The organism is Rhodovarius lipocyclicus (genome assembly GCF_009900765.1).
GTDB classification, from domain to species: domain Bacteria; phylum Pseudomonadota; class Alphaproteobacteria; order Acetobacterales; family Acetobacteraceae; genus Rhodovarius; species Rhodovarius lipocyclicus.
Map to the genome: position 1 here is coordinate 303,910 of NZ_JAAABL010000002.1, position 13,906 is coordinate 317,815.

At 70.0% G+C, this 13,906-nt stretch carries 13 protein-coding genes; 7 read left to right on the top strand and 6 right to left on the bottom strand.

The window, feature by feature from the left end:
• Positions 1-52 precede the first annotated feature (52 nt).
• Complete coding sequence (locus GT007_RS04305) at positions 53-1,618, top strand: gamma-glutamyltransferase (protein ID WP_160120317.1); 1,566 nt, start codon at positions 53-55, stop codon at positions 1,616-1,618.
• Positions 1,615-2,259: a GOLPH3/VPS74 family protein gene (locus GT007_RS04310; protein WP_160120318.1), complete on the top strand. Its 645-nt coding sequence runs from the start codon at positions 1,615-1,617 to the stop codon at positions 2,257-2,259. The genes GT007_RS04305 and GT007_RS04310 overlap by 4 nt, the downstream gene beginning before the upstream one ends.
• 6 nt (positions 2,260-2,265) lie before the next feature.
• Here the strand turns inward: GT007_RS04310 and GT007_RS04315 are convergent, their stop codons facing one another.
• From GT007_RS04315 to GT007_RS04330, 4 genes are read right to left on the bottom strand one after another with little or no spacing between them, the layout of a single operon-like run.
• Complete coding sequence (locus GT007_RS04315) at positions 2,266-3,222, bottom strand: tripartite tricarboxylate transporter substrate binding protein (RefSeq protein WP_160120319.1); 957 nt, start codon at positions 3,220-3,222, stop codon at positions 2,266-2,268.
• On the bottom strand, positions 3,219-3,986 hold the full coding sequence (locus tag GT007_RS04320) for a polysaccharide deacetylase family protein (RefSeq protein ID WP_160120320.1): 768 nt from the start codon (positions 3,984-3,986) through the stop codon (positions 3,219-3,221). The genes GT007_RS04315 and GT007_RS04320 overlap by 4 nt, the downstream gene beginning before the upstream one ends.
• Positions 3,983-4,825: a polysaccharide deacetylase family protein gene (locus tag GT007_RS04325; RefSeq protein ID WP_201451788.1), complete on the bottom strand. Its 843-nt coding sequence runs from the start codon at positions 4,823-4,825 to the stop codon at positions 3,983-3,985. The genes GT007_RS04320 and GT007_RS04325 overlap by 4 nt, the downstream gene beginning before the upstream one ends.
• Before the next feature lie 56 nt (positions 4,826-4,881).
• Positions 4,882-5,787: a GntR family transcriptional regulator gene (locus GT007_RS04330; RefSeq protein ID WP_160120321.1), complete on the bottom strand. Its 906-nt coding sequence runs from the start codon at positions 5,785-5,787 to the stop codon at positions 4,882-4,884.
• A 48-nt stretch (positions 5,788-5,835) separates the two neighbouring features.
• On the opposite strand from GT007_RS04330, the gene GT007_RS04335 reads away from it, so the two are divergent.
• A complete protein-coding gene (locus tag GT007_RS04335) occupies positions 5,836-6,966 on the top strand; it encodes a C45 family autoproteolytic acyltransferase/hydolase (protein WP_160120322.1) in 1,131 nt (376 codons plus the stop codon).
• Between the two features lie 13 nt (positions 6,967-6,979).
• Here GT007_RS04335 and GT007_RS04340 read toward each other — a convergent pair whose 3' ends face one another.
• Positions 6,980-7,615, bottom strand: a complete 636-nt coding sequence (locus GT007_RS04340) for an HAD-IA family hydrolase (protein WP_160120323.1) — start codon at positions 7,613-7,615, stop codon at positions 6,980-6,982.
• A 148-nt stretch (positions 7,616-7,763) separates the two neighbouring features.
• On the opposite strand from GT007_RS04340, the gene glmU reads away from it, so the two are divergent.
• From glmU to GT007_RS04360, 4 genes are read left to right on the top strand one after another with little or no spacing between them, the layout of a single operon-like run.
• A complete protein-coding gene (gene glmU / locus GT007_RS04345) occupies positions 7,764-9,062 on the top strand; it encodes a bifunctional UDP-N-acetylglucosamine diphosphorylase/glucosamine-1-phosphate N-acetyltransferase GlmU (RefSeq protein WP_160120324.1) in 1,299 nt (432 codons plus the stop codon).
• A 43-nt stretch (positions 9,063-9,105) separates the two neighbouring features.
• Positions 9,106-10,929 carry a glutamine--fructose-6-phosphate transaminase (isomerizing) gene (glmS, locus tag GT007_RS04350; RefSeq protein WP_160120325.1) on the top strand — a complete coding sequence of 608 codons (1,824 nt, stop codon included), beginning with the start codon at positions 9,106-9,108 and terminating at the stop codon, positions 10,927-10,929.
• Entirely contained in the window at positions 10,926-11,384 is a 459-nt protein-coding gene (locus GT007_RS04355) for a GNAT family N-acetyltransferase (RefSeq protein ID WP_160120326.1), read from the top strand. Before glmS ends, GT007_RS04355 begins: the two co-directional genes overlap by 4 nt.
• Positions 11,385-11,429: 45 nt before the next feature.
• Positions 11,430-12,071: a YciI family protein gene (locus GT007_RS04360; RefSeq protein WP_236571498.1), complete on the top strand. Its 642-nt coding sequence runs from the start codon at positions 11,430-11,432 to the stop codon at positions 12,069-12,071.
• Between the two features lie 159 nt (positions 12,072-12,230).
• Here the strand turns inward: GT007_RS04360 and GT007_RS04365 are convergent, their stop codons facing one another.
• A complete protein-coding gene (locus tag GT007_RS04365) occupies positions 12,231-13,904 on the bottom strand; it encodes a stimulus-sensing domain-containing protein (RefSeq protein WP_160120327.1) in 1,674 nt (557 codons plus the stop codon).
• Between the last annotated feature and the right edge of the window lie 2 nt (positions 13,905-13,906).

Consider the following 13,906-nt stretch of genomic DNA (forward strand, 5'->3'; position numbering starts at 1 on the left):
GGTTGCGTGTGCACTCTCATGGAGGAAGCATGCATGTCACAGGAGAACGCGCATGAGCTTCACGCCCGCCGAACATGTCAGCCAGAACTGGCAGATCCGTAAGCCAGCGGCGAGGGGCCAGGGCGGCATCGTCGCCAGCCAGTCCCGGGATGCGGCCGAGGCTGGGCAGCATATCCTGCGGGCCGGCGGCACGGCGGCGGATGCGGCGGTGGCCATGGCCTTCGCTCTTGCGGTGGTGGAGCCCTGGAACAGCGGCTTGGGCGGTATCGGCTTCACCCAGGTGATGAAGCCGGGCGGCACGCCCGAGACCTTCGATTTCGGCCCGGTGTCCCCGCGCGGCCTGGACCCCTCTGCCTATCCATTGACTGGCAAGGTCGCCTCCGACCTGTTCGGCTGGCCCGAGGTCGTGGGGGATGTGAACATCCACGGCGCCAAGAGCTTCGTCATCCCCTCCGCGGTCGCCGGCTACAAGCTGCTGCTGGAACGCTATGGCCGCCTGCCGATCAGCGAGATTCTGGCCCCCGCCGTGGCGCTGGCCAAGCGGGGCCTGTCCAAGGACTGGTTCACCACGCTGAAGGTGGCGTCCAGCGCACATATCCTGAAGCTGTATCCTGAATCCGCGCGGATCTATCTGCCGGGCGGCATGCCGGTGGTCGGGCCGTATCAGGGCTCGCCCGGCTATTTCCGGCAGGGCAGGCTGGCCGACACGCTGGAACGGCTGCAGCACGCTGGCCTCGACGATTTCTACCATGGCGACATCGCGCGGGAGATCGTGGCCGATGTGCAGGCCATGGAGGGCTTCCTCTCCGCCGAGGATCTTTCGCAGTGCGAGGCCCGCGTGCTGCCCGCCCTGCTGCGCGAATGGAAGGGCCGGACGCTGGCGCTGGCCAATGGGCTGACGGCCGCGCCCACCCTGCTGGAAGTGCTGAACCAGATGGAGAAGGTGCCCTATGGCGCCGTGCCGGATGCGGCCTGGTATGCGGCGCTCGCCCGGGCCATGCGGGCTGCCTATGCCGACCGGCTGGCGGGGCTGGGGGATGCGGAACCGGCCTCGGCCGAGAGCTGCACCACGCATCTGACCGTGGCCGACAAGGACGGCATGATGGTGGCCATGACCACCACGCTGCTGAGCAGCATGGGCAGCCGCACTGTGCTGCCGGGCACCGGCATCCTGATGAACAACGGCATCATGTGGTTCGATCCGCGGCCGGAGGCGAAGAACGCCATCGCCCCGAACAAGCGCCCGCTGTGCAACATGTGCCCGGTGATCGCGCTGAGGGATGGCGCGCCGGAGATCGCGCTGGGGGCCTCCGGCGGCCGGCGCATCATGGCCGCCGTGTTCCAGATGTACTCCTATGTGGCGGATTTCGGCCTGGACCCGGAAGCGGCGGCGCATCTGCCCCGCCTGGACGTGAGCGCGCCCGAGGGCGTCACCGCCGACCGCCGCCTGGGCCCCGAGGTTCTGGCCGCGCTCGCCGCCGATGCCGAGGTGGTGGATGTGGAGCACGCGACCATGCCGGTGAACTTCGCCTGCCCGAATGTGATCACCCAGGGGCCCGCCGGCCGCGTGGGGATCACGGATGTGATGTCCCCCTGGTCCGCGGCGCTCGCGGAGTGATCGGGCTCAAGGAGGAAATCGTCCTGCTGACGCTCGAGGATGGCTCGGGTGAGGTGCTGGGCCGCCAGGGCCCGGCGGCCGCACTGGCCTTGGCAGGTGCCGTGCTGATGGAATTGTCCCTGCTGGGCCGGGTGGACACGGACCGTGAGCGCCTGCTGCTGCCCAGCGCAGCACCCACCGCCGATGCGGTGCTGGATGAGGCATTGCGCGCGCTGTCGCTGGACCCGCCCGCGAATACGGGTTTCGCCCTGGCCGCCCTGGCCCGGGGCGATGCCGAACGCCGCGCCGCCCTGCTGGAGAAACTGGTGGCCGAGGGCCTGCTGTGGCGGGAGAAGGGGGGCTTTCTGCGCCTGTTCTCCACCCGCTACCCCAAGGCGGCGGGCCGCGAGGAAGTGGCGGCGGTACGGGAGCGCCTGCGCGCCCTGGTGCTGGGCAGTGAGATTCCGGAGCCGCGCGACGCGCTGCTGCTGGGCCTGGCGCGGGCCACCGGCCTGCTGCCCCTGCTGTTCAGCGCCGAAGAGCTGGCCGCGAGCCAGGGCCGGCTGGAATTGCTGGTGCAGGTCGAGGCACTGAACCGCAGCCTGGCCCAGGCGGTGGCGGATGTGCTGAGCGGGCGGCTGCGCGCCGCCGGCTCAGCCTGACGCCGTTCAGGCCGGCAGCATGCCAACGGCGCGGTAGACGGCCGGCAACTCCCGCATCGTGCGCTCTATATGGGCGGTGTAGGCCGCCGTGCCACGCGTGAAGGGGCCGAGGTTCAGCCGGTTCAGCAGCACCAGATGTTCCGGGTCCTCGGCGGCCTTCAGGAAGGCGGCCTCGAACAGCGCGGTCAGGGCGGGGGCCATGCCGTGCGGCGCGATGAAGCCGCAGGGCAGGTCGGTGACGACGTCGAAGCCCTGTTCGCGCGCCGTCGGCACATTGGGCCAGCGCGGGAAGCGGGCCTCGGCCGCGATGCCGAGGCAGCGGAAGGTGCCGCCGTCGATCACGCCCGCCAGCGCGCCCAGCGCGTCGTAGACGAGGTCCACGTCGCGGGCCATCACGGCGTTGATCATCTGCCCGCCGCCGGCGAAGGGCACGAACAGGAACTTGCTGTCCGTCCGGTGCTCCAGCACGCGCAGGCCGAAGGGCGGGTTGGCCGGGGTGCCGCCGCCGGCGACCGAGACCGTCTCCGGCCGGGCCTTCGCGCGGGCCACCAGATCGGCCATGTCGCGGATCGGGCTGTCGTTCATCACCGCCCAGCCGAAATTCAACGTGCCGGTGGCGGCGAGATAGGTGAAGTCCTTCACCGGGTCATATTGCACCGGCTGGGTGATGGCGATGCGCACGGAGGCATCGGTGATGCCCGCGATCACCGCGCCATCCGGCCGCTGCGTCTTCAACCAAGCCATGGCGACGGCGCCCGAGGCGCCCGCGCGGTTCTCCACCACGATGGACTGGCCCAGATGCCGGGCGGCGATGGGCGCGATCCCGCGCAGATAGGTGTCGGTGGTGCCGCCCGGCGCCCAGGGGCAGATCAGCCGGATCGGGCGGTCCGGCAGCAGGGATTGCGCGCCGGCCGCGAGCGCGGGCAGGGCAAGGCCGGAGGAGAGCAGCAGGCGGCGCTTCATGCGGGGATTCCTTGTGCGGTCAGTTCGGCGCAGGTGACGAAGCGGGCGCCATGCACTTCACGCGCGCGCTCCAGCAGGCGCAGCAGCACGGGCAGGCGCGCTTCCCGCGCCAGGCCTATATCGGCGCGCGGGTGCAGCGTGAGGCAGGCATAGCCGGCGGCGGGCAGCAGCGCGTCCAGTTCCTCTAGCAGGAAGGCCTCGGCGCGGGATTGGGTCAGGCGGCGGCGGAAATGCGTCGCGTCGCACAGCCCCTCGCTGAACGGCAGCGCCACCATGCCGGGGCCGCCATCGGGGCCGAGGTCATAGGGCGCGTCATCGTCCACCGCGCTCGCCTCATACCGGTAGCCGAGGCGGTGCAGGGTGGGGATGGTGGCCGCCGACAGCGTGCCGGTCGGGGCGCGGAAGCCGATCGGCGCGCGGCCCGCGTGGGCGGTCAGCGCGGCGTGGCTTTCTTCCAGCAGCGCCGCTTCCTCGGCGGGGGCCAGGGACATGTGGTCCTCGAAGGCGCGGCCGTGGGCGGCGATCTCATGGCCCTCAAGCACGCAACGGTCGAACAGCGCCGGAGCTTGGGCCAGCTCATAGCTCGGCCAGAAGAATGTCGCCTTGACCTCCAGCGCCTTGAACACGTCCAGCAGCCGGGCGATGCCGCGATGATAGGCGTATTTCCCATGCGCGAAGCGGCCGAACAGGGCGGAAGGCGGCTCCACCGCGGCCTCGGGCCCCTGGCCATGGACGTTCACGGTGATGGCGAGAACGCGGCTCATCGGCGCCACTCCTGCGGCTGCGCGAGGCAATGCCGCGCGAGATCCTTCAGCGTCAGGAAACGCACGCCCGGCAGGCGCTTCGCCTCCGCCAGGAAGGCATCGACCACGGCGGCACGGGCCGGAATGCCGGAACCGAAGCCCGAGCGGGGATGGTAGGTGAGGTGCAGATAGCCCGCGCCGGCATGAATGGCGTGCAGTTCCTGGATCCAGTTCTCCAGCACCTCGGCGGCCAGCGCCTGGCCCTCGCGATAGGCGGGCACATCGTCCAGCGAGACGGTGTTGTTGGGCAGGACGATCATCTCTTCGCTGACCGCGCCACCCACCGTGGCGAGATAGGGGGTGTCGTCGTCCTTTTCCGAGGCATCATAGATGTAGCCGAGGCGGCGCAGCGTCGGCAGCGTCAGCGCGGATTTGCGGCCCGAAGGCGAACACCAGCCGACCGGGGCCTCGCCCACGCAGTCGGACAGGATCTTGTGGGTGCGTTCCAGCAGCTCGGGCTCGGCATCGCCCAGGTCCCAGCCCTCATGCACATAGCCATGGGCGCCGATCTCGTGACCGGCGGCATGGACCTGGCGCATCAGGTCCGGCGCGATCTCCGCATCATAGCCGCACATGAAGAAGGTGGCGGGCACGCCGTGGCGGGCGAGGATGTCCAGATGGCGCGGAATGCCGCGCTTGATGGAATAACGGCCGCGGCTGTGGATGCCGAGGGGCACCTGTTTGCGCCCCACCTCCAGAGCGGGGCCATCCATATGGACGGTGACGCTGATGACGCAGCGGGCGCCATCGGGCCAGGCGGGCTTTTTCGCGGCCAGGCCGCGCAGCAGGTCTTCGCGCAATGTGGTACTCCCAACACGCGAAAACTGCACTTTCGTGACTCAAAGTGCAATAGCGTTTAAGTGGGAAGGCGGCGCCCATTCCAGGACAGTGCCGCGGTGCCGGCCAGGTGGCGGTGCATGCGCTCCGCGGCCTCGGCCCGGTCGCCCGCGGCCAGCGCGTCCAGAATGCCGAGATGCTCGCTGGCGGAGACGCGCACGCGCTCCTGCCCACGCTGCCAGTCGTAGTTGGAGAAGCGGCGAAGCTGGTTCTGCTGCTCGATCGCCTGGGCGATGAAGCGGTTGCCCGAAGCCTCCGCCAGGCCCAGGTGAAAGGCGGCGTTGGTTTCGAAAAAGGCCACGGGGTCCGTCCCGCCCCAATCCCGGGACAGGAAGGCCTCGTGCCTGTCGCGCATGTCTTTCGCCCAGCCTGGGGGCAGGACGAAGCCGGCCTCCATGATCGCGGCGGGTTCCAGCAGCAGGCGGAAGCGATAGGAGGCGGCGCGGTCCTCCGGCGATGCATAGCCGGGCGCGAAACGCCAGCCATGCCCCCGGTTGCGCGTGACGGCGCCCAGTTCCGCCAGGCGCCGCATGGCGTCGGACACCACGGCGCGGCCCAGCGCGTAGCGGGTCTGGAGCTGGCGCTCGGAGACTTCCTCCTCCAGCTCGCCCAGCCGGCGGTCGCGTGCCAGGCGCATGATCAGGGCGTCCGTCGCGTCCGGTGCGCCCTCGCCCCCCAGGCGGGCCGGGTCGAGCCCCGGGTTGCGCAGCAGCAGGGTGCGCCCGTCGCTTTCGACCACGCCCAGCGATTCGAGCAGTGTCATGGCGCCCGCGACCGGCGTGCGGGAGACGCCGAGCTCCTTGGCGAGCGCGAGGCGCGACAGGCGTGCGCCGGGGGCGGCGCCCTGGCTCTGCCAGCGCAGCAGCATGTCCCGCGCCAGGCTGCGATGCAGGGCGGGGGTATCCGAATCCAGGGGCTTGGCCATCAATTGCTCTCTGTGCCACCATAATGCAGCAGAAGCCAGGAGTTTGCCATGACCAGCGCCGCCGCCGAACCCTTCCCCCTGCTGGAACTCCATGGTGCGCCCGAGGCGCGCGGGCGCCTCTATGGCCAATTGGCCAAGGACCGGGTGCACAAGTCGCTCGGCCATTACGGCGCGCAGTTGAAGGGCAATGGGTTGGATGCGGAGGGCGTGCGCGCCATGGCCCGTGCCTTCATTCCCCGCATCGAGGCCTTCGAGCCGGACTATGTGGCCGAAATGCGCGGCATCGCCGAGGGCGCGAATGTCGAACTCGCGGATATCGTGCTGGTGAACTGCCGCACCGAAGTGCTGCAGCTGGCCAAGCGTGCCGCCAAGCCCGCCGAGCCCGATGGCTGCACTGGCGCTATCATCATGCCGGAGGCCAGCGCCGACGGCGCGCTCATCCACGGCCAGAACTGGGACTGGAAGAGCGAGTGCGCTGAGACCGGCGTCGTGCTGCGCATCCGGCGCGAGGACGGGCCGGATATCCTGACCTTCGTCGAGGCCGGCGGCCTGGCCCGCTGCGGGCTGAACGGGGCGGGCGTGGCCGTCACCGCCAACTACCTGGAAAGTGACCGGGACTACAGGCAGGAGGGCATTCCGCTGTCCCTGCTGCGCCGGAAGATCCTGGAGCAGGAGCAGGTGGCGCTGGCCTTCCGCGCGATCTACTGCACGCCGAAATCGGCCTCCAACAACCTGATGCTGAGCCATGCCTCGGGCTTCGGCATCGATGTGGAATGCGCGCCCGACGAGAGCTTCCCGCTGGAACCCGAGGGCGGTTTGCTGGTGCATTCCAACCATTGGCTCAGCCAAGTGGCGCTGGGCAAGCTGAAGGACATGGGCCTGCAGGGCACGCCCGACAGCATCTATCGCGCGGCCCGGGTGCGCGCGGCGCTGGAGGCCCGGCGCGGCAAGCTGACCATCGACGACATGCGCGCCGCCTTCTTCGATGATTGGCAGAGCCCCTGGAGCGTCTGTCGCCCGCCGCGCATGAACCTGGGCGGCAACCTCTCGGCCACGGTGGCGATGATCCTGATGAAGCCGGGCGAGGGGTTGATGGAAATCGCGCCGCTGCCCGCGCTCAACCGGGAATTCACCCGGTATGAACTGAAGCCCGGCGCGATCAAGGCCGCGGCGGAGTAGGCGCCGCCGCCGATCAGAAGGCCGCCAGCATCACCCGCAGCGCCGCGCAGTCCGGCGCGGTGGGGTTGCCGGCGGCCATCTCGACCGGGCCATAGCCATAGGTGACGAAGATGGCCGGGATGCCGGCGCCGCGCGCAGCCATCATGTCGTTCATGTGGTCGCCGATCATCACCGCGCGGCCCCCGCCGGCGGCCCCCATGGTGTGCAGCAGATGCGCGGGGTCGGGCTTGCGGGTGGGGAAGCTGTCGCCGCCGCCGATGGCGCGGAAATGCTCCGCGATGCCCAGCTTGGCCAGCAGGGCGCGGGCCGGCTTCTCGGGCTTGTTGGTGCAGACGGCCATGCGCCAGCCCTCGGCCGACAGATGCGCCAGCAGTTCGGGGATGCCGGCGAAGACGGTGGTCAGGGTGCCGCCTTCCAGGTCCGGGTCCTCCAGGAAGGCGGTCAGGGCGGCTTCCTCGAAGGGGCGCTGGTGCCAGGCGAAGCCGCGTTCCAGCAGCACCCGGGCGCCATCGCCGATCATGCGGGTGACATCGGGCAGGGGGATCGGCGGCAGGTCGCGCAGGGCCATCTGGCGGTTCAGCGCGGCGGCCAGGTCCCGGGCGGTGTCCACCAGGGTTCCGTCCAGGTCGAAGATGGCAAGGCGTGTCATGGGCATTCCGCAGGATGGGGGCGCAACCTAGCCGTGCCGCCGCTGCCCGGCCAGCCATCGGGGCCAGCGCCTGAGGGCAGCAATACGTAATTTATCTTCATCCCCCTGGGGGTTGCGGTGCTGGGGCGGCCTGGGGCACCCATGGGCCATGGCAGCTGCAGTGATCCTGGCCGCGGGAATGGGCACCCGCATGAAATCCGCCCTGCCCAAGGCGATGCACCCGCTGGGTGGCCGCCCGATGCTGACGCATCTGCTGGCCTCGGTGGCGGCGGTGTTCGACCGTGTCGTGGTGGTGGTCGGCCCGGGGATGGAGGCGCTGGCGAAACTGGCCGCCCCGCACGCCACGGTGGTGCAGGAGGAACGCCTGGGCACCGCCCATGCCGCCCGGATGGCAACGCCCCTGCTGGAGGGGTATGCCGGCGATATCGCCGTGCTGTATGCCGACAACCCACTGATTTCAGGGGCCACCTTGCGCCGCCTCGTGTCCGCCAGGCAGCAGGCCGGGCTGGCCATGCTGGCCATGCGTCCGGCCGACCCCGCGCGCTATGGCCGCGTGGTGACGGACGCGGCGGGCGATGTGCAGCGCATCGTCGAATGGAAGGATGCGACGGAGGCCGAGCGCGCCATCGGCCTGTGCAATGCCGGCGTGATCTGCGCCGAGGGGCCTGCCATGCTGCGCTGGCTTTCCGAGGTCACGAACGATAACGCCGCCGGCGAGTACTACCTGACCGACGTGGTGGCCCTGGCCGCCGCCGGCGGCCGCTGCGTGGCGGTCGAGGCGCCGGAGGCTGAACTGGCCGGCATCAACAGCCGCGCCGAACTCGCCGCCGCCGAGGCCCGGCTGCAGGCGCAATGGCGCACCGCCGCGCTCGATGCCGGCGTGACGCTGCTGGCGCCGGAGACGGTGTTCTTCAGCCATGACACGGTGCTCGGCCCGGATGTGGTGGTGGAACAGAATGTGGTGTTCGGCCCGGGGGTTCGGGTGGAAAGCGGCGCCTGGGTGCGGGCCTTCAGCCATCTGGAGGGCTGCCTGGTGCGGCCGGGCGCCATAGTCGGCCCCTATGCCCGGCTGCGGCCCGGCGCGGATGTGGGCGAGGGCGCCCATGTCGGCAATTTCGTGGAGCTGAAGGCGACGACCCTGGGCGCCGGGGCCAAGGCGAACCATCTGAGCTATCTGGGTGACGCCAGCGTGGGCCCGGGCAGCAATATCGGGGCCGGTACCATCACCTGCAATTATGATGGCGCGAACAAGCACCGGACCCGGATCGGGGCGGGGGCCTTCATTGGTAGCAACACAGCCTTGGTGGCCCCGGTGACGGTGGGCGATGCGGCGCTGGTCGCCGCGGGTTCCACGATTACCGAGGATGTGCCGGCGGATACGCTGGCCCTGGCGCGGGGGCGCCAGGTGAACAAGCCCGGAAGGGGATTCCGGGGGAAGGGGAAGTGATGAGCGAATTGTTCCTGCCGTCCGGCCGCCGGAGCGCCGCATAATGTGTGGAATCGTTGGGGTTATCGGCACGGCGCCTGCCGCGCCGCGCCTGCTGGATGCGCTGCGCCGCCTGGAATACCGCGGCTATGACAGCGCGGGCATCGCCACGCTGGTGGACGGCAAGATCGAGCGCCGCCGCGCCGAGGGCAAGCTGGGCCGCCTGGCCGCCGCGCTGGAGGCCAATCCGCTCGCGGGGCTGACAGGCATCGGCCACACCCGCTGGGCCACCCATGGCGGCCCCACGGAGCGCAACGCCCACCCGCATGCCACCGCCCGCGTGGCCGCCGTCCACAACGGCATCATCGAGAATTTCGCCGAGCTGCGCGCCGAGCTGGAAGCCGCGGGCCAGGTCTTCCAGTCCGACACGGACACGGAAACCGTGGTGCAGTTGCTGGACCTGCTGCTGGCCCAAGGCATGGAGCCGGAGGCCGCCGCCCATGCCGCGCTGAAGCGCCTGCATGGCGCCTTCGCCATGGCTTTCCTGTTCGCAGGTCGGCCTGATCTGCTGATCGTGGCGCGCCATGGCCCGGCGCTCGCCATCGGGCACGGCGATGGCGAGATGTATGTCGGCAATGACGCGCTGGCCCTCGCCCCGCTGACCCGCCGCATCACCTATCTGGAGGATGGCGACTGGGCGGTGCTGTCACCCACCGGCGTGCGCTTCATGGACATGTCCGGCCGCGTGGTGCGCCGGCAGGAGAAGCCGACCCAGGTCTCTGGCGCCATCACCGGCAAGGGCAACCATCGCCACTTCATGGAGAAAGAGCTGCATGAGCACCCGGCCGTGCTGGGTGACACGCTGCGGCAGTATCTGGAACCGGCCTCGCGCACTGTGGCGCTGCCGGCGCTGCCCTTCGATGCGGCGCGCATCCCCAGCCTGACCATCACCGCCTGCGGCAGCGCCTTCCTGGCGGGGCAGGTGGGGAAATACTGGATCGAGCAATATGCCCGCGTGCCGGTCGAGGCCGATGTGGCCAGCGAATGGCGTTACCGCGATCCGCCGTTGCCCACGGGCGGTGCCGCTATCCTGGTCAGCCAGTCCGGCGAGACGGCGGACACGCTGGCCGCGCTGAAGCTGTTGAAGGAGCGCGGGCAGTCCACGCTCTCTGTCGTGAATGTGCCCGAGAGCAGCATGGCCCGGCTGGCCGACGCCGCGCTGCTGACCGTGGCCGGGCCCGAGATCGGCGTGGCCTCCACCAAGGCGTTTACCGCGCAGCTGATGGTGCTCGCCTGCCTCGCGATCGGCATGGGCCGGGCGCGCGGCACGCTGGATGACGCGATGGCGGCCCGTCTGACCGCCGCGCTGCTGGAAGTGCCCGAGCACGCCGCCGAGATCCTGGAACGCGACCAGGAAATCCAGGCCCTGGCCGCCGAGGTGGCCAAGGCGCGTGACGTGCTGTTCCTGGGCCGGGGCGCGCTGTACCCCATCGCCATGGAAGGCGCGCTGAAGCTGAAGGAAATCAGCTATATCCACGCCGAGGGCTATGCCGCCGGCGAGATGAAGCACGGCCCCATCGCGTTGATCGACGATGCGGTGCCGGTGATCGCGTTGGCGCCCTCTGGCCCGCTGTTCGAGAAGACGGTGAGCAACCTGCAGGAGGCCGCGGCGCGCGGTGGCCGGATCATGGCCTTCACGGACGCGATCGGCGCCCCGGTGCTGCGTGGCTTCGCGGAACATGTGGTGGAACTGCCGGTGGTGGATTCCTTCGCGGCACCCATCCTGCACGCCATTCCCGTGCAGTTGCTGGCCTATCACGTCGCGGTGCTGAAGGGCACGGATGTGGACCAGCCGCGCAACCTGGCCAAGAGCGTGACGGTGGAATGATCGCCCCGGCCGAATGGCCGCGCGACCTGGATGTGGTGCGCGGCCTGTTCCGAGAATACGCGGATGGTCTTGGCTTCGACCTGGGTTTCCAGGGTTTCGAGGAGGAGCTGGCCGCGCTGCCGGGCAAATACATCCCGCCCGGCGGCCAGGTCCTGCTCGCCCGGGATCAAGGCGAGGCCGTGGGCATTGTGGCCCTGCGACCCGTGGAGGGCCGCACGGGCGAGATCAAGCGGCTCTATGTCCGCCGCTCCGCGCGCGGCGGGCGCTGGGGCAGGCGGCTTGTGGAGGCGCTGTGCGCCGAGGCCCGTGCGCTGGGCTACACACGCCTCTGCCTCGACACGCGCCCCCGCATGGAGACAGCGGTGGCGCTCTATACGGATCTCGGCTTTCGCCCGACCGAGCCCTATGTCTTCAACCCCTATGATGACGTGATCTACCTGGCGCTCGACTTGTGAGGCGCGGCACATGGAGGCAACCTGCCGGGAAACCGGAGGACCCCCATGGCCTACGCTATCCTGGCGCGCGACGCCGCCGACCCGTCCCTGCGCATGAACGCCCGCGGCCGTCACCTGGAGGTGATCACGCGCTGGATCGCCGAGGGGCGCATGGCCTTCGGCGCCCCGCTGTTCGACGCCGCCTTTCAGCCCGCCGGCAGCCTGATGGTGCTGAACGTGCCGGATGAGACGCATGTGAAAGAATATATCAGCGAGGAGCCCTTCGCCCAGGAAGGCGTCTGGGCCAGCTTCGATGCGCTGCCCTTCGCCATCGCTCCGCTGCCCTACCGCCCGCTGCCGCAGCCGGGTGCGCCGGTGGCCAGCACCCGCACCCATACCATCACGATCGGCTGGGATGCCGATGATGCCGAGGCGCCCGCCCGGCGCGCAGCCGTGCGCCCCGCCCATTTCGCCCGCGTGCAGGATGCGGCGCGGGATGGGCTGCTGGTTCTGGGCGGTGCCATCCTGGATGGCCGGGGCACCATGCGCGGATCCATCGCCATCACGGCCCACCCCTCGGATGCCGAGGCGGAGGCCTGGTGGGCCGAGGACCCCTATGTGACCGGCGGCGTGTGGCAGCGGTTGGAACGCTGGGGCACGCGCATGGTGGGCCTGCCCTACCACCCGCTGCCGGGCACCGAAGCCTAGGTCCAATCGACATTCAGGTTCGGGAGGCGGCTGGCTGGGGATTTTTCGCGCCAGGGAGGAAGAAGCCGCCGCCAATGCTGGGGCATTGGCAAGGGTTCTGACGCTGCTGGCGTGGAAAAGCACCGCCAGACGCACCCGCAACTTGATTGTCGATTGGACCTAACCCTGGGGCAGCCGCACCACGAAGCGGGCGCCCAGCACCTTGCCTTCCGCATCGCGCCGGTTGTCGGCGCTGATGCGGCCGCGCAGGCCCTCCACGATCTGTTTGCTGATCGACAGGCCGAGGCCCGAGTGGTTGCCGAAGCGCTCGCCCTGCGGGCGCTCGGTATAGAAGCGGTCGAAAATGCCGCTCAGCTTGGCCTCGGGGATGCCGGGGCCCTCGTCCTCCACCTGGATCTCGATCTCCTGCCCCACGGCGCGGCCGCGCAGCCATACCCTGCCTTCGGGCGGGCTGAAGGAGAGGGCGTTGCCGATCAGGTTGCGGATCACCTGCACCAGCCGGTCCTCGACCGCGAGCGCCATCAGCGGCCCTTCCGGCAGTTCCGGCACGATGGTCGGGTCGTGGTCCTTGCGGGTGGTGTTGTGCAGTTCCGCCAGCACCGACAGGATCATCGAGACATCCACCGGTTCCGGCACCGTGCGGCTGAGTTCGGCATCGACGCGGGAGGCATCGGCAATATCGCCGATCAGGCGGTCCATACGCGTCACGTCATTGGCGATGATTTCCAGCAGTCGCTTCTGGGCGTTGGTGTCCTCGATGCGGCGCAGCGTCTCGATGGCGGACCGCACGCTGGTCAGTGGGTTCTTCAGCTCATGCGCCACATCGGCGGCGAAGCGCTCATTGGCGTCGATGCGTGCCCACAGGTCTCGGGCCGCACGCTGCAGATCCCGCGCCAGGATGCCGATCTCGTCACGCCGGGCCAGAACATCCTCGGGCACGCTGCCCTGGCGGCCCTTGCCCTGACGCATGTCGGCGGCGGCTGTCGCCAGGCGCAGGATCGGGCTGGCCAGGGTTTGCGCCAGATACAGCGACAGCGCCGTGGTCAGCGCCAGCGCCAGCAGAAACAGCGCCAGCACCGAGAGCCGGATCTCGAACAGGCGCTGGTCCACCTCCCGCGCCTCCCGCGTCAGCAGCATGATGCCCACGCTCTGCCCGCCACGCCGGGCGGGTTCGGCGACACTGACCAGCAGCCGGCCTTCGGGCGTGCGGCGGATATAGGGGGTGACGCCGCCTTCCAGCGCCATGCGCAGCTCCTCGCGCCGGTCGGGGCCGAGGGCGGGCTGCCAGTCGAAGCTGTCGGCGTCATTGGCGGTATCGACCACCACGGAGGTCCGGGCATTGCGCGGCAACAGGCGCAGCAGCCGCTCATACAGGCCGGACAGGCTGGTGGACAGCACGGAGCGCTGGGCGGGCGGTGGCAGGGGCTCGGCGACCACGGTGCCGCCGGAACCCTCCCGCACGCGGCTGTCGGCCACGACGAGGCCGGTGATGTCGAAGATGCGCGCCTGGGTGTTGGCCGAGGGCTCCACCAGCCGGCGCAGCAGCGGGCGGGCCAGTTCCGGCACCAGGATGGCGCGGTCGTTTTCCACCCGCACCGCGGCTTCTCCGATCGCGCCGGCATAAATGCGGGCCTGGGTGCGCAGCGCCTCCACATCGGCGGCCAGCAGCCCGTTCTGGTACTGATCAAGATAGAGCAGGGCGGCGGCCAGCAGGGCCGGCGGCAGCGCATTCATCAGCAGGATGCGCCGCAGCAGCGGCGAGACCCAGCGCCGTCGCCGGGGCTTTTCCCCGAGTGTCGCTGGAGTTTGCGGCAGGGTGGCGCCGTCGGGCATGG